Genomic DNA, 18027 nt, shown 5'->3' with positions numbered 1-18027 from the left:
AGGTCTAATCTTTAGAGTTCAAATTATCAGGGTTATTACGATGTCGGATGCGCAATCCCGGCAGGTGTTCAAGGCGATCCGGCGCATCGTCCGGGCGATCGATATCCGTTCCAAGGAAGTGGCACGCGCAACAGGTTTGACGATCCCCCAGATCGTTGTGCTGCAAGGGGTTCAGGACCTTGGGGAAGTGACGACGACCACCTTGTCGAAACATGCCGATCTGAGTTCGGCGACGGTTGTCACGATCCTCGACAATCTGGAAAGAAAGGGCCTCGTTACCCGGCACCGCTCGGATCAGGACAGGCGCGTGGTCTATACGCGGCTGACTGATCACGGCCGACAGACGCTGGATACGGTTCCAGATCTGTTGCAGGAAGAATTCAAATTGAAATTCGCGGCCCGGTCGGTGCATGAACGCGAAAGACTGGTCGCGGCGATTCTGTCCATTGCCGAGATGATGGACGCAGACGACCTGGACGCCTCCGCATTGCTGGTGACGGGGAACGTCCATCCCTGATGACGATATGGGTCACCGTCCCATAATGAGACATAATCGGACCGTGATGCCCGATCTCCCGTGTGTACATCCCGGTCTTTAGGATGCGGCGGTTAGCGTCGTTAAGGTTTTGTTAACCATTGTGACCTGAAATTAACCAACAGAACATGAATTCGTCGAGGAGCAGGTATCATGCGTGTTGCTGACACCACCTCGGTCGCGTCTCGGATCGAGCAGGCATTTCAGTCCGCAAGTAGTTCCACGGGCACATCATTCGACTACCTGGTCAAGACCGCTCAGCGCGAGTCGTCCATGAACCCGACAGCGAAGGCGCGCACGTCCAGCGCCACCGGCCTGTTTCAGTTCATCGAATCGACTTGGCTGGAAACCATGAAAGAGGCTGGTCCGCGCCACGGCCTTGAAAAATACTCCGATCAGATCGGCCGGACAAAGAGCGGCAAGTATTTCGTAAGTGATCCGCAGATGCGCCAGGAAATCCTCGATTTGCGGAAGGACCCTGAAGTCTCCTCTCTCATGGCGGGCGCGCTGACCGAAAAAAACGCCCAGCATCTGAGCCGTAAACTTGGCCGTGAGCCCACTGACGGGGAACTCTACATGGCCCACTTCCTGGGCGCGACCGGTGCGAGCCGTCTGATTGATGCGGCTCAAACCCGTCCGGATCTGCGGGCGGACGCACTGTTTTCCGCCCAGGCGCGGGCGAACAAGCCGATCTTCTACCACCGCAATGGCGCACCGCGGTCCATGGAGGAGGTCTATCAGGTCATCGTGTCCAAGCACGATGCGGTGACGATGATCGCCGAAGCTTCCGATGGCAAGAAAACGCGGGTACAGGGCCTGACCGAGATTGCCGCGCTGCCGAACGCCAAGCCGCAACAGCAGATCGGCGTTCCTGTTGCGCGTCCGGATGAGCCGGTCGTGGCCGACGCACAGCCGCCTGCCGCCGGCCAACAAAAGGTGGCGGAGGCCAAGCCGGAACTGCGCCATCTGGATCCCGCGACGGACCGCGTGATCTCGGCCTTCCGGGCGACCGAAACGGCCAATCCGTTCGAAGCCTTGTTCCGGAACGATCCGGCCTCCAAGACCGCGGCCGTCCAGTCCCGTTTCGTGTCCGCCTTTGCTGCCGTGGAAGAGAACCCTTATGCGCGCCTTGGCGGAACGAGTTCCGAACTGGCGATCCAGGAACTTGCCTGGCTTCAGGATGGCCGGCCCTTGGATTTGACCCGGTTCCTGCGCTTCGAGGACGATGAAGAGAAGCGGGATCTGCTGCCACCGGTGTGACGCCGGACTTTAGACTTGGCAAAACTATAGTGAACCGAACGTTAAGTGTTTGGTGGCACGCTTTCTGAACCCCGGAACCGCCATGCCGGCTCCGGGCAATGACCAGAAAGAGTTGTGCGTTGCCATGATCATTCGCGATTTTCTGAATTGGGTAAGCACGGCGCCGGACGGGCCGCGGGCCGAGGCTGCCGGAGCTTTGGCCCGGGCCTGGCTCTATTCGGATATGCCGGATGGAGAACGGGAAGGCGCGGCCATCGCTCTCACGCTGCTTCTCGACGATCCTTGCATCAATGTGCGTCAGGCTTTGGCGGAGAACCTGGCCCGTTCTGAGGCCGCGCCCGTTCACGTGATCAGAAGCCTTGCCGGCGATCTCGACGAAGTTGCCGAACCGGTCTTGGCCCGTTCTCCCGTTTTGGGCGACATGGAACTGGTGGATCTTGCCGCCAACGGGTCCGACCGCGTCCAATCCGCGATCGCACGCCGCCCGTTTCCCTCCGCTGCCGTGTGCGCGGCATTGTGCGAGATTGGCAGTGCGGCGGCTTGCACCATCTTGCTGGACAACCCGACGTCCCGCATCCTGGTTTCCGGCCTGAACCGGCTCGGGGAAAGGTTTGCGTCTTGCGCGGCCATTCGCGAGCGTTTGCTCAAACGAGCCGATACGCCGCTGATCCTGCGCCATGATCTTCTCCAGGGCCTGGCGGTCGATTACCATAACGTCCTGGAAGAGGGGGAACTGCCCGGTGGCACCACACCATCAAGCCGATGCGATGATGCCAGCGATCGGGTCATTCTGCGGCTCGCCGCCGTTGCGGGGGACAATGAAATGCGTGCCTTTGTCCAGCATCTTCGGGACCGGGCCAAGTTGAACACGCGCCTGCTGCTGCGCGCCGTCTGCTGCGGCCGATTGCGCTTCTTTGCTTCCGCATTGAGCCTGCTCGGCAAAGTTCCCGAACAACGCTTGCGGGAAACCCTTTCGACGATCCGCCCTTCGGTTCTGCAGGCGGTGCTGCGCAAGGCTGGCCTGCCGATGCGGGCCCACTCGGCATTCTTGATGGTGATCAATCTGATCCAGAGGGAAAACTGCGATTTCCGAGACGATCTGCCTTGCTCGACAACGCGCCGTTTGACCGAGGAACTGCTGCACGAGCTGCAAGACGAATCGTTGGGCGCGGATCTCGATGTCCTGGCGTTCGTGCGCCAATTCGCAGCGGAAGCGGCCCGGCTGGAAGCGCGCGCCTATGTTGTCGAATTGTGCCGTCCCGCGCTTGCCGCCCCGGGGGACCAGGGCCGCGCGGCCGCCTGACGCTGTTCAGTCTCAGTCACTTGGCTTGGCCGGTAGAGCTTTCACGTATGCCTCGGTAACCTCCGACAGCGTTTCGAGGAGTTCCGCGCCTGTCTTGTTCTGATCGTCCTTGGCCCCTTCGCTGACCATCGCGCGGATGGCCTCGACATATTTTGCGGACAAGGCCATTGGCAAATCGGCGGCCGACGGCAAAGCCTCTATCAGCCAGCAAAAACGGGCGGCCACGTCCCCCACCAGCGGATAGCCGAGTGTCAGGGCCTGACCCTTGATGTTGTGCGCCGCTTGGTAAAGGGTGTCGACGGTTTCGGCGCGTGGCCCCTGATCCTCGATGATCTCCCAAGCCGCGCAGAGGTCGCGCGTTTCATTGAGCATCCAGGTGCCAAAATTCTGGGACAGGCGTTCAATGGCCGCTTCAGCGGCTTTCACCGGATCGAATTTAGCTGCCTCGCGCTTCGTCAACTGCCGGACTTTCGAGCGCAGATCCGTCGGCGGCGTGATGATTTCATAGTCCTCATCGCTGGCCTCTTTGGCACCCATCTTTCCAATCCCCTTCATCTTGCAGAATTGGCCCTGATCCGCCCAGCCATCTGCAATCACACCCTGTCCCAAGGGCATGTTCGCTGTTTTGCTTTAACATCGGGTTGCCAATGCCGGATCCGGCGGTGGATCAGTAGTGGAACATCTCGGTCAGGATCCGTTCGTCCCACCCGTGGTCGGGATCGAACATGATCAGGCCCTCGACATGGCTGTCTTCCCGCACGCATACCTTGACCACATGCCGGAACTCCGTGTGGTCGGCCGAGGCACTCACCGGCCGCTTCTGCGGATCAAGAACCTCAATGTCCACTGTTGCGTGATTCGGCAGCAAAGCGCCACGCCAACGGCGCGGCCGGAACGCGCTGATCGGCGTCAGGGCCAGAAGAGGCGAATAGATCGGCAGGATCGGTCCGTGAGCGGACAGGTTATAGGCCGTGCTGCCCGCCGGTGTCGCGACGATGATCCCGTCGCAAATCAGTTCATCCAGCCGGACCCGCTTATCGACCGAAACGCGCAGGCGCGCCGCTTGCGAGGATTGGCGCAGCAGCGAGACTTCATTGATCGCCCGGGCGGTATAGATGTCGCCCGCCTCGTTTTCGACGTCCATGGTCAGGGGATGGATCGGCGTGACATCGGCGGCTTGAAGGCGTTCTTGCAGATCGGTTTCGCGGAACTCATTCATCAGAAAGCCGACCGACCCTCGGTTCATGCCATAGATCGGTTTTCCGGACCCCATGAAGCGATGCAGGGTTTGCAGCATGAGGCCGTCGCCACCGAGCGCGATGATGACATCGGCATCCTCCGGCGCAACGGCGCCATACCGGTCAACAAGGAGACGGCAGGCCTCCTGGGCGTCCGGCGTGCCGCTGGTCACAAAGGCAAGGGCGCCGGTGGGGCGTGGTTGGTCGGATGTGGTCGGAGAGGTCATCGGCGCACGGATTTCCTGACAGGTCGGCTCCAGGGTCCAGATGGGACCACCGCCTGTACCTAGCACGACTTGACCATGCCCCGCCAAGGACGAAGTGCGCCCGAACAGTACGCCGACCTTATTTCGTGCCGATCTGATCGAGGCTGGGACGCAAAGGCACCCGGGCCGGATCGAAAGCGGCTTTTGCCCGTTGCCCCGTTTCGCCGCCGCAAGAATTGCGGTTGATCAGATCGCGCCATTGTTTGAACGGCACGACGACCGAACGGGCCGCATCAATCTTGGCCGACATCACTCCGGCAACCGACCAGCCGCCGTCCTGGGCAATCATCAGCGGGCCGCCAGATGCACCTTGTTCCGTGTTGCAGGAGGTGACCCAGGATCCCTCCACAGTGCCCAAAATCCGGCAATCCGTATCGAGCGTTGGCAGAAAGCGGCGGCTGCGGCGGTAGCCGGCGGATTGAACCGGCGTCGACCGCCGCACCTCGGCGAGCGTTTCGGCGCGGATCACCGGAACGGGCGGCAGTTCCAGCGCGTCCTTCAGGACAATCAACGCCACATCGGTCCGGGTATCGCGCAATTGCGGGCGGGCCGTGAATGTATACTCCGGGTGCACCCATGTGCAGGCGGCATGGGCAAGGCCGGAATTCGCGTCCCGCCGAACTCCGGCGACGAACCTCAGGTCATCCAGGGCATGGGGCTGGCCCGTCTGGGCGTTGAACAGGCAATGGGCAGCGGTAAGTACGATCCTGTCATCGATCAGCGTGCCCGTACACATGCTGGTGCGGTTGTAGCCGGCGACATTGACCCGGCCGATCGAGGGCCATGGGTGATCCAGCGAATCGATGATCTGGAGCCTGTCTTCGATCGGCGCGGTCGGCTCGGCGGCTGCGTAGCCGAACGTGACGCAGGCAGACGCGACCGCCAGACCGCCCCTTATCTTGAACCAGACATCGCGCATCACTGCTCCCTGTTTACCGGACCGCCAGGACCGGGCCCAAGGTCAAAAGTCCAGGTCTTGGCAGTCCCCGCCGGTGCGGCAATCCGGCCAGGCGCCAATCCGTTGCCGTATCCTAACCGTAGGCTGCCCGGAGGTCGCCATGCTGAGCTATATTTCTTTGCTTATCGTTTCCATTCTGTTTGGCGGAATGACGCTTTATTCGTTCGGCTTCGCCCCTCTTGTCTTCAAGAACCTCGATCCGGCGACAGCCGCCGCTTTTTTGCGGACAGCGTTCAAATGGTACTACGTCTTTGTGGGCGGGGCGGCGGCGATTGGCGCGGCCGCGCTCGGTGCGCTGGATACAGTTGGCGCGTTGATCCTCCTGGCTGTTGCGCTTGTCGCGCTCTACGCCCGGCAAGGCTTGATGCCGCAAATCAATTCGGCGCGCGATGCCCAACTTGCCGGAGACGCGTCCGCGAAAACCCGGTTTGACCGGCTGCATGCGGTTTCCGTCGCGCTTAATATGCTGCAGCTTGTTGCTGTTGGCTTCGTGCTCTATGGGTTTGTGTGAGACATCCCGCTAGCGGATTTTTCCGGTGTCGCGATCGGGTAAACAGCGTGGCGCATGCATCCGGCACAGAACGGCAGAGAGCGGCCAGGAAACAGCCGCGGGGACACTTGAAAAGACCCCGGACACTTTTCTATGCGCTGTGCTTGTGGAGTTTTGCAATCGCCGGGCCCGCGCCGGCGGGTGACACTGCCGCAAGCGCTGGACCAGCCGAGCCGCAGGAGAGGCTGCTGTGGACGCGGGAGCCGGTCCGGGTCGACCCGAAGGCCCAAACCCTGCCGCGCTTGCCGGACCGGGCATCGGATCACCCCTTTCCGCAATCTCTTTTCTTGCCGCGTTCGGTCCGGGTCACGGACAGCGTGTCTTTTGCCTTTGGGGACACCCGTTACCGGCTGTCAGGACTGGACCCCGTGCCGCCAGCACAGGTCTGTTTGGAGGAGCAGGGGCAGCGCATGGCATGCGGCTTGCGGGCGCGGATGACGCTCAGAACCCTGATTGCCGGCCGGTTGCTCCGATGCCGGACCGTGCTGCCCGCCGAAAACGATATGGCCGAAAACGATGTGTCGGACAACGATGCGATGAAGGTTGATTGTGTACAGGGCGTCCAAAGGTTGGCCGAGGCCCTGGTTTCCGCTGGCCATGCCTTTGTGGCGGATCCGGTCAGATACCCCGATCTGGATTCTCTTGAGAAGACGGCCCGAAACGATCAGCGCGGTGTTTGGGCGGACCCGCAAATCCGGGGCGCGCGGCCTGAAAGGCACACGGCGCAATAAGCCGATGCTATGCCAATCGCGGTCGAGACAATGCGTCAGAAAAAGGGGGAGGTGGTGCCGGCAGCAGGATTCGAACCCGCGACCCCGAGATTACAAATCACGTGCTCTACCAGCTGAGCTATACCGGCGCTGGGGGAGGCTTCTACCAGATTGAGCGGTGATGTCCATAGGGGCGCGGAGATTTTGCGCCTTTGATGTGGAGAAATGGCTAACCAACAGAAATCAAAGTCCTTCTTGACTTTGCCGTCCGCTTGAAACGGCCTTTTTCGATCGGATGCCGACCCGTGGGGGAGGGGCATCGGGCGAATGCGCGTAATGCCAAGACGTCATGCAGTATTTGACTGCCGGAAACTGATATCTCGATGGTCTTGATAGTGATGAAATTGATTTATGGTTTGGCTGAAATACTGCGTTTCAATACTGCTTCGCCGGGCAGGTAGTTTTTTGCCACGTAATTGTTTTTCTAATAATGGTTGAAGTGCTGGGTAATCAGGCTGTCAAAAAAATTTCAGATTAAAAAAATGTTTCCATTTTTCAAATGGTTGATCTTGATCTTCCAGTTTGTTTTGAAATCATTGCGCCACGGGCGGTTGAAAAGGCCGTGCAATTCGCTAGGCTCCCGGTGTCAGACGACTTGATTTTGGCATGCGGCCCGCCGCTGGCGGGTCCCTTTCCCTGCGCGAATGCCGAGGCGTTCGTGTTGCGTGCCAACCGATCCGGCTTTGCGGCCTTCCAGAGCTGCGTCCCTTCCGCACCACAGTGTGTTTGCCGGATCTTGAACGTGAAAATCGCGATTTGCGCCGTTCACACCTGAACGGCGGTCTCTTGCGCTCGTCCGGATTCCGGATGGCGCGTCCGACCAGAGAAGGAGCATGTTCCAATGCGCGCAAGCCCATTGTCGCCAAAAGACGAGCTTGAACTGGATGAGCAGGCCTATGGCACCGATCCCATCGCCGACCGGGAGACCGACCTTTATCGCGGTGAGTACATCATGTCCTTCGTGGAGAAATGGGACGAGTTGATCGATTGGGACGCCCGGGCGGACAGCGAGGGACAGTTTTTCATCGATGTCTTGCGGGCTCGCGGCAAGGAAACCGTGCTTGATGTTGCGACTGGAACCGGGTTTCACTCCGTCCGCCTGACCCGCAACGGGTTCAATGTGACGTCCGCCGACGGGTCCGCGTCGATGCTCGCCAAGGCCTTCGAAAACGGCCAGAAGCGCGGCATGATCCTGAAAACGGTGCAAGCGGACTGGCGCTGGCTCAACCGGGATATTCAGGGCAAATATGACGCGATCATCTGCCTTGGAAACTCCTTCACGCACCTTCACGACGAGAAGGATCGGCGGCGCGCGCTCGCTGAATTCTATGCCGCCCTGAAACATGACGGCATCTTGATCATCGACCAGCGCAACTACGATGCCATGCTCGACAAGGGCTTCACCAACAAACACAAGTACTATTATGCGGGCGACAAGGTGTCCGCCGCGCCCGCCCATCTCGATGAAGGCCTTGCGCGCTTCCAATACACCTTTCCGGATGGATCGGACTACACGCTAAACATGTTCCCGATCCGCAAGAACTATATGCGCCGCTTGTTGAGGGAAGCGGGGTTCGAGCGTGCGCGCACCTATGGCGACTTTCAGGAGACCTATGCGGAGGAAGACCCGGATTTCTTCATTCATATTGCCGAAAAATCGAGCCTCCATCTGGTGCGTTGGGGCGGGGCGTCGCTGAACGAGGGCGAAACCGATATCCGGGAAGTCGCGGAAAGCTACTATGACAGCGACGATGCGGACACGTTTTATTCCCTGGTGTGGGGCGGACAGGATCTGCATATCGGCCTTTACGACACCACCAGCGACATCCGCGAGGCGTCCGATCTGACCATCGATGAAATGGTGAGGATGCTGCCTGGCCTTGGGCCGGAGACCAAGGTTCTCGACATTGGCGCGGGATATGGCGGCGCGATGCGCAAGCTTGTCAAGCAGACCGGGTGTTCGGCTGTTTGCCTCAACATTTCCGAGGTGCAAAACGACACCAACCGGCACCGGAATGTCCTGCAGGGGCTCACCGACAAGATCCGTGTCGTGCATGCGGCGTTCGAGGACATTCCGGAAAAGGCGGAAAGCTTCGATCTCGTCTGGAGCCAGGATGCCATCCTTCACTCCGATCAACGGCATCAGGTGCTCAGCGAAGTGATGCGCGTGCTGAAACCGGGCGGCTTGTTCATTTTCACGGATCCGATGCAGGCCGACACGGCTGATCCGGCGGCCTTGAAACCGGTTTATGATCGATTGCAGCTGAACAGTCTCGGTTCGTTCCGGTTCTACCGGGAAGCGGCCACAGCGCTCGGCTTCGAGATCGTTGAACAGCGCCAGATGACCGAACAACTGCGCAACCACTATTTCCGCGTGAGGCAGGAGTTGCTCGCCAACTATGACAGGCTCCGCAACGAGGGCGCCTCGGCCGAGTATCTCGACAAGATGTCGGCGGGTTTGCAGAACTGGGTGAGATCCGCGGATCAGGGACATCTGGCATGGGGGATCCAGCTGTTCCGCAAGCCGGCATGATCAAGACAGCGCGGCGGCCGTCCAGGCCGCTGCCCCCGGCCTTCCATCCTTTCAAACCACATTCGGGCCCGGACCAGACTTGCATGAAGTGCCGGCCCACCCCTCTCATTTTCAACCGGAGGATTTTCTAGATGGCGCAAAAGTCATGGCTCTTTACCAGTGAATCGGTGTCCGAAGGCCACCCGGACAAGGTGTGCGACCGGATTTCGGATACGATTCTCGATGCGTTCCTAAGCGAGGATCCCAATGCCCGGGTGGCCTGTGAGACCTTGACGACGACCAATCACGTGTCGATCGCCGGCGAAGTGCGCGGACCGGAGCACATTACCCGCAATGTGGATGATCTGGTGCGCGCGGCGGTGAAGGACATCGGCTACGAGCAGGACGGGTTTCACTGGAACACCCTGAAAATCGTCAACCGACTCCATCAGCAATCCGCCGACATCGCCATGGGCGTGGACGAGGGCGACAAGGGCGAGGAAGGGGCAGGCGATCAGGGCATCATGTTCGGTTATGCCTGCAACGAAACCGAGGAGCTGATGCCGGCGCCCATCCTGATATCCCACAAGATCCTTCGGCTGATGGCGCAGGCGCGCAAGTCCGGCAAGGAGCCGAGGCTGGGCCCGGATTCCAAAAGCCAGGTCACGCTTAAATATGAAGACGGAAAGCCAGTCGGAGTGGATGCGGTCGTCGTCTCGACCCAGCACCGGGAGGACGTTGATCAACAGACGGTCCGCGACATGGTGCTGCCATTCATTCAAAACGCCTTTCCCGAAGGATGGCGGGCGCCGGAAAGCCGGATCTTCATCAATCCGACCGGGAGATTCGTGATCGGGGGGCCGGATGGGGACGCCGGTCTCACCGGCCGCAAGATCATCGTCGACACATATGGCGGGGCCGCGCCCCATGGTGGTGGGGCGTTTTCTGGCAAGGACCCCACCAAGGTCGACCGCTCGGCCGCCTATGCCGCGCGCTATCTCGCGAAGAATGTGGTGGCCGCCGGCTTGGCCGACCGCTGCCTGATCCAATTGGCCTATGCCATCGGCATGCCTGAACCGGTTGCCGTTTACGTCGATACCCAGGGGACCGGGCGCGTGGATGAAGCTCAGTTGGGGACGGTGCTGCGCGAAATGGTCCGCCTGACCCCGCGCGGGATCCGGGACCGGCTCGATCTGCTCAAGCCGATTTATGCGCGGACGGCCGCGTACGGCCATTTTGGCCGCGAACCGGATGCCGAGGGCGGCTTCGGCTGGGAGAAAACCGATCTCGCCGGTGATCTTGCCCGCCATTTCGGGGTCAGGACCAGCGAGGCTGCCGAGTAAGTTTCGCGATCGGAAGACCGGCCATGTTGGGCGGGGCCGCTGGAGCGGTTCCGCCCAAAACCTTCCGGCGCCAGCTCGATGGTCCGGGAAAATATGATTTTCAAACTCATAAATTAGCGCTATGCGTGGTACCTGACACAAAGCAAGGAAGGCATGCCCATGTATCTCGCCATGAACCGGTTTCGCGTCAAGAACGGCAAGGAAGAAGCGTTTGAAACGGTCTGGAGGAATCGCGATTCCCAATTGGAAAAGGTTCCCGGCTTCAAGAGCTTTCATTTGCTGAAAGGCCCGAGGAGTGACGATGGCACGATCCTGTATGCCTCCCACACGATCTGGGAGGATCAGGCTGCGTTCATCGCCTGGACCAAGTCGGAGCATTTCCGGACCGCGCACAAGAACGCGGGAGACAACAAGCCGCTTTATGACGGCCCACCCGCCTTCGAGGGGTTCGAGGCCGTTCTGTAAGTTGCGAAATGCAGGACCGGGCCCCATGACCCTGGACATCGAATGCCTCCCGGTCCTGCCCTCGCTCGACCTGGATCACACCCGCCTCTTTTATACGGAGAGCCTTGGCTTCGGGGTTGTTTACGCAAGCCCGACCCGGCTGATCGTGCGGCGTGCGACGCTGGAAATCCATTTCTGGCACACGGATCGGAAAGAGTTTTGCGAAAATGCCAGCTGTTACATGCGCGGCGGCGGGATCGAGGACCTTTTTGAAGAATTTTCCCGCAAGGGGGTGGGCGGCCTCAGTGCGTTCGAGTTGCGTCCGTGGAACATGAAGGAGTTCTACATTCATGATCCACACGGCAACCTGCTGACATTCGGACGCGTGCCATGATCAAAGGGCTGAATTGGCGCTCGTTTGACGCGGTTGTCCCTTAAAGTCCCATTTTTCTGCGGGCGACATACAGCGCCAGAACAGCGGCATTCGAGACGTTCAACGACCGGATGGCGCCTGGCATGTCGAGCCGGGCGAGCGCCGAACAGGCCTCGCGGACCCCCTGGCGCACGCCCTTTCCCTCAGAGCCAAGCACAAGAACGGTTTTATCGGCAAATGCCGTGTCCTCGATATCGGCCGGGCCGTCACTGTCGAGGGCAATGGCGCCGAAGCCGTTCTCGCGCATCTCGGTCACGAATCGGGCCATGTTCTTGACCCGCACGTGCTTGATCATGTCGAGGGCGCCGGAAGCGGACTTCGCCAGGACCGGACCTTCCTCGGGGGCGTGACGCTCGGTCGTGACAACGGCATCGGCGTCAAGCGCCACGGCTGATCTGAGGATCGCGCCGACATTGTGCGGATCGGTGACCTGGTCCAGTGCCAGCACCAGCCTAGCGCCCCTCAAATGCTCCGGCCCGTAGGCGGGCAGGGGATCGGCTTCCAGGATCATGCCCTGATGGACGGCGTCCCTGGTCACCATTTTGTCAAGCGCGCGGGGCATGAGCGTTTCCACCGGCACATCGATCCTGACACCGCGCTCCTCCAGGCGGCGCAGCGCATTTTCCGTAGCAAACAGTTTCCGCCGCTTGCGGTCCTTGTTCGCGAAGGCAGCCTCAACTGTGTGAAGGCCGTAGAGAAAGATGGGGCCTTCGGGCGGCAGGCCCGGCCGGCGCGTGGCAGGCTTAGTTGGCCCCTTACGCCCCTTGTAACCGGACTGGCCTTGTCTTGGCCGTGCAGGAGAGGGTGTCTTCTTGTCTGTCATGGCGCTGCTCTATCCCCAATCGGCGAAAAGGGGAAGCACCTGCATGAGGGGCATGTCCGCAAGAGGGCAAATGGCGCGGGCGCTTTCTCGCCACCGGGCCGTTGTTGGGATCCCCGCCAGCCGGGGCTCTGGTCTGAAATGGAGGAAACCCGTGACAGCGCGGCGGCAGAAAGGCACACTGTCCATTGTAACGCTGGCAGGCGGCTTTGGAAGCGCGAAACGCGAGTTTCGGCTGCGGTGGTGGTTTTGTCGATTTCTTTGAAAATCGGCGTTGACACCATAGGTCCGCATCTGCATAACACGCGCCACAGGGTTACTCGCCCCTCCGGGCGGGTTTTTCTGATCAAGCCATCCAGATCGCTTCGGCGTGAAGCTAGACGGATCGGAGGAGTGCCCGAGTGGCTAAAGGGGACGGACTGTAAATCCGTTGGCTATGCCTACGTTGGTTCGAATCCAACCTCCTCCACCACCGTCTCGTTTCCTCGTTACGCGGGTGTAGCTCAATGGTAGAGCAGCAGCCTTCCAAGCTGACGACGAGGGTTCGATTCCCTTCACCCGCTCCAGAACGGGGGCTGATCGGAATGTCCGGACCGGAAGGCTCTTTCGCCCGGAAATCCTGAAAAGTTCTACGGGACTCCTTTCGTCGCTCGCGGATCTGTCCAAGGCGTCGGAAAAGGCCCGACTCGAGCCCTATATCGACCGACCTGAGTATTGGACAGAGAGCGACGCCGATGGCGAAGGAAAAGTTTGAGCGCAATAAGCCGCACGTCAACATTGGTACGATCGGTCACGTTGACCATGGCAAGACCACGCTGACTGCCGCAATCACGATGACGCTGGCGGAAGTTGGCGGTGCGACGGCGAAAGCCTATGACCAGATTGATGCAGCCCCTGAAGAAAAGGCGCGCGGCATCACCATCTCCACGGCGCATGTCGAGTATGAGACGGAAAACCGTCACTACGCCCACGTGGACTGCCCGGGTCACGCCGATTATGTGAAGAACATGATCACCGGCGCGGCTCAGATGGACGGCGCGATCCTGGTGTGTTCGGCGGCCGATGGCCCGATGCCGCAGACCCGCGAGCACATTCTGCTGGCCCGCCAGGTCGGCGTTCCGGCTCTGGTCGTGTTCATGAACAAGGTGGACCAGGTCGACGACGAGGAGCTGCTCGAGCTCGTCGAGATGGAAATCCGCGAACTGCTGTCGTCCTACGAATTCCCGGGCGACGACATTCCGATCGTCAAGGGCTCGGCTCTGGCGGCTGTCGAGAACCGCGATGTGGCCATCGGCCGCGACGCGATCCGTGAGCTGATGGCGGCTGTGGACGACTACATTCCGACGCCTGAGCGTCCGAAGGATATGCCGTTCCTGATGCCGATCGAAGACGTGTTCTCGATCTCGGGCCGCGGCACGGTTGTGACCGGCCGTGTTGAGCGCGGGATCGTGAAGGTGGGCGAGGAAGTCGAGATCGTCGGCATCAAGGACACCAAGAAGACGACGGTGACCGGCGTTGAGATGTTCCGCAAGCTTCTGGACAGCGGCGAGGCCGGCGACAACATCGGCGCCCTGATCCGCGGCGTTGCGCGCGAGGAAGTGGAGCGCGGCCAGGTTCTGTGCAAGCCGGGTTCTGTGACCCCGCACACGAAGTTCAAGGCCGAGGCGTACATCCTGACGAAGGAAGAAGGTGGCCGTCACACGCCGTTCTTCACCAACTACCGCCCGCAGTTCTACTTCCGCACGACGGACGTGACGGGTGTGGTGTCGCTGCCGGAAGGCACGGAAATGGTGATGCCGGGCGACAACGTGTCGGTTGACGTCGAGCTGATCGTGCCGATCGCCATGGAAGAAGGCCTGCGCTTCGCGATCCGCGAAGGTGGCCGTACCGTCGGCGCAGGCGTCGTCGCTTCCATCGTAGAATAATATGTCTTCTCCACCGGGCCTGCGCCCGGTGGAGGTTTCCTGGACTTGCCAAATGCCGGGTCCGGGATTATCAGGAGCAAGGTCCGTTTCAGCGGACCCCTGAAGGGGTATAGCTCAGTTGGTAGAGCGGCGGTCTCCAAAACCGCAGGTCGCGGGTTCGAACCCTGCTGCCCCTGCCATTTTGCTCTTGATAAATCGCTCCTGAGGCGTTAGACAAGTTCCTCGGGTGAGGCGCGCGGACGATTTCGCGCGCCCACTCGCATTTAACAGACCGGATTCGGAATGCCCAAGACCAATCCCTTAAAGTTCATCCAGGAAGTGCGGGCCGAAACGGCCAAAGTGACCTGGCCGACACGCCGTGAAACCGGCGTTACCACCTTGATGGTGTTCATCATGGTGTTTATCGCGTCGATCTTTTTCCTGTTGGCTGATCAGCTGATGGGGTGGGGGATCGGTTTGCTGCTCGGCCTGAATTGACCGGGTGTGGCAACGGAGCTGCGCTTTTAAACTGCGCTTCTGAAAAGAAAAACAAACGGGACTGAAGGTCATGGCCAAGCGCTGGTACATTGTGCATGCCTATTCGAATTTCGAGAAGAAGGTTGCCGATTCCATTCGCGAAAAGGCCGAGCAGAAAGGCCTGAGTGATCTTTTCGAGGAAATTCTCGTTCCCATGGAGAAGGTGACGGAAGTTCGCCGCGGTCGGAAGGTCGACGCCGAGCGGAAGTTCTTCCCCGGCTACGTGCTTGTGAAAATGGATATGACGAATGAGGCGTTCCATCTGATCAAGGAGACGCCGAAGGTCACGGGTTTCCTTGGTGCGGACAACAAGCCGATGCCGATACCCGAGCGCGAAGCGCTTCGCATTCTCAATCAGGTTCAAGAGGGTGTGGAGCGCCCAAAGCCGACCGTGAGCTTCGAGGTTGGCGAGCAGGTACGGGTGTCGGACGGGCCGTTTGCCTCGTTCTCGGGGTTGGTCGAGGAAGTGGACGACGAGCGGGCACGCTTGAAGGTCGCCGTGTCGATTTTCGGACGGGCAACGCCCGTCGAACTGGAATTTGGTCAGGTCGACAAGCTCTGATCATCTGGGTTGCTTCGGCGGCCCGTTCACTCCCGCCGGAAGCGGCGGGGTAACAGGTGGTAGGTGATCTCCGTCTCGCCAGGCGGAGCCAGCCGTCCCACCGCCTCCGCGCGCGGGGCAATCTGTCCTGCTCGGATAACTGGAGAAACAAATGGCGAAGAAAATTGTTGGTTACCTGAAGCTTCAGGTGCCGGCCGGGTCGGCGACCCCGTCCCCCCCGATCGGTCCGGCGCTGGGTCAGCGCGGCTTGAACATCATGGAATTCTGCAAGGCGTTCAATGCGCAAACGCAGGATATCGAGAAGGGCGCACCGTGCCCGACCGTGATCACGTATTACTCTGACAAGTCCTTCACGTTTGAAGTGAAGACCGCTCCGGTCAGCTTCTTCCTGAAGAAGGCCGCGAAGATCCAAAAGGGTGCGACGGCTCCGGGCAAGGGGACCGTTGGCAAGGTGTCCAGGGATCAGGTTCGTGAAATCGCGGAAGCGAAGATGAAGGACCTGAATGCCAACGATATCGACGCTGCAATGTTGATGGTCGAAGGCTCCGCCCGGTCCATGGGTCTCGAGGTGACGGAGTAAGATCATGGCGAAGATTGGCAAGCGTATCAAGGTGGCCCGCGAGGGCATCGACCGGAACAAGACCTACGCGCTGTCCGAGGCGCTGACCCTCATTCAGGAGCGGTCCAAGGTCAAGTTCGACGAAACCGTCGAAGTGGCCATCAACCTGGGCGTCGACCCGCGTCACGCCGACCAGATGGTCCGCGGCGTGTGCGTCCTGCCGAACGGCACGGGCAAGAGCGTCAAGGTCGCGGTTTTCGCGCGCGGTGACAAGGCTGAGGAAGCCAAGGCAGCCGGCGCCGACATCGTTGGCGCGGAAGACCTGGTCGAGCAGATCCAGGGCGGCACGATCGATTTCGATCGCTGCATCGCAACCCCGGACATGATGCCGCTGGTCGGCCGTCTGGGCAAGGTGCTAGGCCCGCGCGGCCTGATGCCGAACCCGAAGGTCGGCACCGTGACCCCGGACGTGAAGTCCGCCGTGAACGACGCCAAGGGCGGCGCGGTTCAGTTCCGGGTCGAAAAGGCAGGCATCGTTCACGCGGGTGTCGGCAAGGTCTCCTTCAGCAAGGACGCCCTGTTGGAGAACATCCGGGCGCTTCTCGACGCGGTCCAGAAGGCCAAGCCGTCCGGCGCGAAGGGATCCTATCTGAAGCGCATCGCCGTGTCCTCCACGATGGGCCCGGGCATGAAGATCGATCTGGCCTCCGTGGCCGAGTGATCAATCCCTTTTACGGGGTTGAAGAAACGAATTTCGGCTGCGAAAGCAGCTGAATAGACCCGGCGGTTCGCTGCCGGGTTGCCCTGTCCGAGACTGCAGGTGCCGGGAGACCGGCTTAAGCAATGAACGGCCTGCATAGATGGGTGAGAGCAGAATTCGTCCCGAATGGGACAGAGCCTGTTCGAACCAGGCCTTGCCGCGCAAAGCGTGTGCGAGGGGACAGGACCCTGAGCGTCGCTCGCGTGCGTTCCCGGGTTCGGGACCGGATGCTAGGCGGCAAAGGCAAACCGGTGGCGGCAACGCCACCAACTGGAGAAGGCAAGTGGAAAGAGCGGAAAAGCACGAGTTCGTGACCTCTCTCAACGCCGAGCTGGGTAACACCGGCGTTGTGGTCGTTGCGCACTATGCAGGTCTTTCGGTTGCGCAGATGACGGCCTTCCGGTCGCAGATGCGTGTAGCCGGCGGCACTGTGAAAGTGGCAAAGAACCGCCTTGTGAAACTTGCCCTTCAAGGCACGGAGATGGAGCACATCTCTGACCTCTTCCAGGGCCCGACCCTGATCGCCTATTCGGACGATCCGGTCGCAGCCCCAAAGGCGGTCATCGATTTCGCCAAGGACAACGAAAAGCTCGTTGTCCTGGGTGGTGCTCTCGGATCCACCAACCTGAATGCGGAAGGCATCAAGTCTCTGGCCACCATGCCGTCGCTCGATGAGCTGCGTGCAAAGCTGGTCGGCATGATCCAGACCCCTGCATCCCGCATCGCACAGGTTGTCAACGCGCCGGCCGGGCAGCTCGCCCGCGTCTTCAACGCGTATGCCGAGAAGGACAAGGCCGCATAAGGCGACCCCAACACTGTCTAAACAAACCAACTTTCTGGTTCGAACTAAAGGTACTGAAAAATGGCTGATCTCGAAAAGCTCGTTGAAGAACTGTCCGCGTTGACCGTCATGGAAGCCGCTGAACTGTCCAAGCTTCTGGAAGAGAAGTGGGGCGTTTCCGCTGCCGCTCCTGTTGCGGTTGCTGGTGTTGCCGTTGCTGGTGGCGAAGCCGCTGCCGCTGAAGAGCAGACCGAATTCGACGTGATCCTGGCATCTGCCGGCGACAAGAAAATCAACGTCATCAAGGAAGTCCGCGCAATCACCGGTCTTGGCCTGAAGGAAGCCAAGGAGCTCGTCGAAGGCGCTCCGAAGCCGGTCAAGGAAGGCGTTGGCAAAGACGAAGCCGAAGAGCTGAAGAAGAAGCTCGAAGAAGCTGGCGCTTCCGTCGAGCTGAAGTAATCAAGGGCTTCGGCCCTCTTGGCGGTCCCGGTT

Annotated in this window: 20 protein-coding genes and 4 tRNA genes; 19 read left to right on the top strand and 5 right to left on the bottom strand. The window is 60.4% G+C overall.

Annotated features, from left to right (window positions below; genetic code table 11):
* Positions 1-40 precede the first annotated feature (40 nt).
* The 3 genes from F0184_RS14360 to F0184_RS14350 all read left to right on the top strand — a co-directional run bounded on the left by F0184_RS14360 (position 41) and on the right by F0184_RS14350 (position 3098).
* Positions 41-517, top strand: coding sequence for a MarR family winged helix-turn-helix transcriptional regulator (locus F0184_RS14360; RefSeq protein WP_150496883.1), 477 nt, complete (start codon positions 41-43; stop codon positions 515-517).
* A 171-nt stretch (positions 518-688) separates the two neighbouring features.
* The gene (locus F0184_RS14355; protein ID WP_150496882.1) at positions 689-1795 is read left to right on the top strand and encodes a transglycosylase SLT domain-containing protein; all 1107 of its coding nucleotides are present in this window, start codon (positions 689-691) and stop codon (positions 1793-1795) included.
* 52 nt (positions 1796-1847) lie between these two features.
* Positions 1848-3098, top strand: coding sequence for a DUF2336 domain-containing protein (locus tag F0184_RS14350; RefSeq protein WP_150496881.1), 1251 nt, complete (start codon positions 1848-1850; stop codon positions 3096-3098).
* Between the two features lie 12 nt (positions 3099-3110).
* On the opposite strand, the gene F0184_RS14345 is transcribed toward F0184_RS14350, so the two are convergent.
* From F0184_RS14345 to F0184_RS14335, 3 genes are all read right to left on the bottom strand, one after another.
* On the bottom strand, positions 3111-3713 hold the full coding sequence (locus F0184_RS14345; RefSeq protein WP_208998488.1) for an Hpt domain-containing protein: 603 nt from the start codon (positions 3711-3713) through the stop codon (positions 3111-3113).
* A 52-nt stretch (positions 3714-3765) separates the two neighbouring features.
* Complete coding sequence (locus F0184_RS14340) at positions 3766-4563, bottom strand: NAD kinase (RefSeq protein ID WP_150496880.1); 798 nt, start codon at positions 4561-4563, stop codon at positions 3766-3768.
* A 118-nt stretch (positions 4564-4681) separates the two neighbouring features.
* Positions 4682-5521 carry a trypsin-like serine peptidase gene (locus tag F0184_RS14335; protein WP_150496879.1) on the bottom strand — a complete coding sequence of 280 codons (840 nt, stop codon included), beginning with the start codon at positions 5519-5521 and terminating at the stop codon, positions 4682-4684.
* A gap of 139 nt (positions 5522-5660) precedes the next feature.
* Here F0184_RS14335 and F0184_RS14330 point away from each other — a divergent pair, with 139 nt between their 5' ends.
* Both F0184_RS14330 and F0184_RS14325 read left to right on the top strand, forming a co-directional pair.
* Entirely contained in the window at positions 5661-6071 is a 411-nt protein-coding gene (locus F0184_RS14330; protein WP_150496878.1) for a DUF4149 domain-containing protein, read from the top strand.
* Between the two features lie 143 nt (positions 6072-6214).
* On the top strand, positions 6215-6841 hold the full coding sequence (locus tag F0184_RS14325) for a thermonuclease family protein (protein WP_150496877.1): 627 nt from the start codon (positions 6215-6217) through the stop codon (positions 6839-6841).
* A 52-nt stretch (positions 6842-6893) separates the two neighbouring features.
* Here the strand turns inward: F0184_RS14325 and F0184_RS14320 are convergent.
* A tRNA-Thr gene (locus F0184_RS14320) sits at positions 6894-6969 on the bottom strand.
* 752 nt (positions 6970-7721) lie between these two features.
* On the opposite strand from F0184_RS14320, the gene F0184_RS14315 reads away from it, so the two are divergent.
* From F0184_RS14315 to F0184_RS14300, 4 genes are all read left to right on the top strand, one after another.
* Complete coding sequence (locus tag F0184_RS14315) at positions 7722-9413, top strand: glycine/sarcosine N-methyltransferase (RefSeq protein ID WP_150496876.1); 1692 nt, start codon at positions 7722-7724, stop codon at positions 9411-9413.
* Positions 9414-9544: 131 nt separating this feature from the next.
* Positions 9545-10735, top strand: coding sequence for a methionine adenosyltransferase (gene metK, locus F0184_RS14310; RefSeq protein ID WP_150496875.1), 1191 nt, complete (start codon positions 9545-9547; stop codon positions 10733-10735).
* Positions 10736-10894: 159 nt separating this feature from the next.
* The gene (hmuQ, locus tag F0184_RS14305; protein WP_150496965.1) at positions 10895-11200 is read left to right on the top strand and encodes a heme-degrading protein HmuQ; all 306 of its coding nucleotides are present in this window, start codon (positions 10895-10897) and stop codon (positions 11198-11200) included.
* Between the two features lie 25 nt (positions 11201-11225).
* Entirely contained in the window at positions 11226-11573 is a 348-nt protein-coding gene (locus tag F0184_RS14300; protein ID WP_150496874.1) for a VOC family protein, read from the top strand.
* A gap of 40 nt (positions 11574-11613) precedes the next feature.
* Here F0184_RS14300 and F0184_RS14295 read toward each other — a convergent pair whose 3' ends face one another.
* The gene (locus F0184_RS14295) at positions 11614-12435 is read right to left on the bottom strand and encodes a TrmH family RNA methyltransferase (protein ID WP_150496873.1); all 822 of its coding nucleotides are present in this window, start codon (positions 12433-12435) and stop codon (positions 11614-11616) included.
* A 384-nt stretch (positions 12436-12819) separates the two neighbouring features.
* On the opposite strand from F0184_RS14295, the gene F0184_RS14290 reads away from it, so the two are divergent.
* The 10 genes from F0184_RS14290 (at position 12820) to rplL (ending at position 17994) form a co-directional block, all read left to right on the top strand.
* Positions 12820-12904: transfer RNA gene (locus F0184_RS14290), tRNA-Tyr, on the top strand.
* Between the two features lie 20 nt (positions 12905-12924).
* Positions 12925-12998: transfer RNA gene (locus tag F0184_RS14285), tRNA-Gly, on the top strand.
* Positions 12999-13166: 168 nt separating this feature from the next.
* Positions 13167-14357: an elongation factor Tu gene (tuf, locus tag F0184_RS14280; protein WP_150496861.1), complete on the top strand. Its 1191-nt coding sequence runs from the start codon at positions 13167-13169 to the stop codon at positions 14355-14357.
* Between the two features lie 103 nt (positions 14358-14460).
* Positions 14461-14536: transfer RNA gene (locus F0184_RS14275), tRNA-Trp, on the top strand.
* Positions 14537-14639: 103 nt separating this feature from the next.
* Positions 14640-14834, top strand: coding sequence for a preprotein translocase subunit SecE (gene secE / locus F0184_RS14270; RefSeq protein WP_150496872.1), 195 nt, complete (start codon positions 14640-14642; stop codon positions 14832-14834).
* A 70-nt stretch (positions 14835-14904) separates the two neighbouring features.
* Positions 14905-15435 (top strand): transcription termination/antitermination protein NusG, encoded by a 531-nt coding sequence (gene nusG / locus F0184_RS14265; protein ID WP_150496871.1) that lies wholly within the window; start codon positions 14905-14907, stop codon positions 15433-15435.
* Between the two features lie 151 nt (positions 15436-15586).
* On the top strand, positions 15587-16015 hold the full coding sequence (gene rplK / locus F0184_RS14260) for a 50S ribosomal protein L11 (protein WP_150496870.1): 429 nt from the start codon (positions 15587-15589) through the stop codon (positions 16013-16015).
* 4 nt (positions 16016-16019) lie between these two features.
* Positions 16020-16715 carry a 50S ribosomal protein L1 gene (rplA, locus tag F0184_RS14255; protein ID WP_150496869.1) on the top strand — a complete coding sequence of 232 codons (696 nt, stop codon included), beginning with the start codon at positions 16020-16022 and terminating at the stop codon, positions 16713-16715.
* Between the two features lie 322 nt (positions 16716-17037).
* A complete protein-coding gene (gene rplJ / locus F0184_RS14250; protein ID WP_150496868.1) occupies positions 17038-17556 on the top strand; it encodes a 50S ribosomal protein L10 in 519 nt (172 codons plus the stop codon).
* A 60-nt stretch (positions 17557-17616) separates the two neighbouring features.
* Positions 17617-17994: a 50S ribosomal protein L7/L12 gene (gene rplL / locus F0184_RS14245; RefSeq protein ID WP_150496867.1), complete on the top strand. Its 378-nt coding sequence runs from the start codon at positions 17617-17619 to the stop codon at positions 17992-17994.
* Positions 17995-18027: the final 33 nt, after the last annotated feature.

Origin of the sequence: Roseibium aquae, assembly GCF_008711285.1 — a bacterium.
Lineage (GTDB): Bacteria > Pseudomonadota > Alphaproteobacteria > Rhizobiales > Stappiaceae > Roseibium > Roseibium aquae.
The sequence above is the reverse complement of the archived record's forward strand: the minus strand, read 5'-3'. Positions and strand labels throughout refer to the sequence as shown.

What these genes read in the sequence shown, in the direction of transcription:
- F0184_RS14345 (WP_208998488.1), bottom strand. Translation starts at nt 3,713, where the DNA reads ATGCCCTTGGGACAGGGTGTGATTGCAGATGGCTGGGCGGATCAGGGC.
- secE (WP_150496872.1), top strand. Translation starts at nt 14,640, where the DNA reads ATGCCCAAGACCAATCCCTTAAAGTTCATCCAGGAAGTGCGGGCCGAA.
- metK (WP_150496875.1), top strand. Translation starts at nt 9,545, where the DNA reads ATGGCGCAAAAGTCATGGCTCTTTACCAGTGAATCGGTGTCCGAAGGC.
- F0184_RS14295 (WP_150496873.1), bottom strand. Translation starts at nt 12,435, where the DNA reads ATGACAGACAAGAAGACACCCTCTCCTGCACGGCCAAGACAAGGCCAG.
- rplK (WP_150496870.1), top strand. Translation starts at nt 15,587, where the DNA reads ATGGCGAAGAAAATTGTTGGTTACCTGAAGCTTCAGGTGCCGGCCGGG.
- F0184_RS14335 (WP_150496879.1), bottom strand. Translation starts at nt 5,521, where the DNA reads ATGCGCGATGTCTGGTTCAAGATAAGGGGCGGTCTGGCGGTCGCGTCT.
- nusG (WP_150496871.1), top strand. Translation starts at nt 14,905, where the DNA reads ATGGCCAAGCGCTGGTACATTGTGCATGCCTATTCGAATTTCGAGAAG.
- rplL (WP_150496867.1), top strand. Translation starts at nt 17,617, where the DNA reads ATGGCTGATCTCGAAAAGCTCGTTGAAGAACTGTCCGCGTTGACCGTC.
- F0184_RS14300 (WP_150496874.1), top strand. Translation starts at nt 11,226, where the DNA reads ATGACCCTGGACATCGAATGCCTCCCGGTCCTGCCCTCGCTCGACCTG.
- F0184_RS14315 (WP_150496876.1), top strand. Translation starts at nt 7,722, where the DNA reads ATGCGCGCAAGCCCATTGTCGCCAAAAGACGAGCTTGAACTGGATGAG.
- F0184_RS14340 (WP_150496880.1), bottom strand. Translation starts at nt 4,563, where the DNA reads ATGACCTCTCCGACCACATCCGACCAACCACGCCCCACCGGCGCCCTT.
- F0184_RS14355 (WP_150496882.1), top strand. Translation starts at nt 689, where the DNA reads ATGCGTGTTGCTGACACCACCTCGGTCGCGTCTCGGATCGAGCAGGCA.
- hmuQ (WP_150496965.1), top strand. Translation starts at nt 10,895, where the DNA reads ATGTATCTCGCCATGAACCGGTTTCGCGTCAAGAACGGCAAGGAAGAA.
- tuf (WP_150496861.1), top strand. Translation starts at nt 13,167, where the DNA reads ATGGCGAAGGAAAAGTTTGAGCGCAATAAGCCGCACGTCAACATTGGT.
- rplA (WP_150496869.1), top strand. Translation starts at nt 16,020, where the DNA reads ATGGCGAAGATTGGCAAGCGTATCAAGGTGGCCCGCGAGGGCATCGAC.
- F0184_RS14330 (WP_150496878.1), top strand. Translation starts at nt 5,661, where the DNA reads ATGCTGAGCTATATTTCTTTGCTTATCGTTTCCATTCTGTTTGGCGGA.
- F0184_RS14360 (WP_150496883.1), top strand. Translation starts at nt 41, where the DNA reads ATGTCGGATGCGCAATCCCGGCAGGTGTTCAAGGCGATCCGGCGCATC.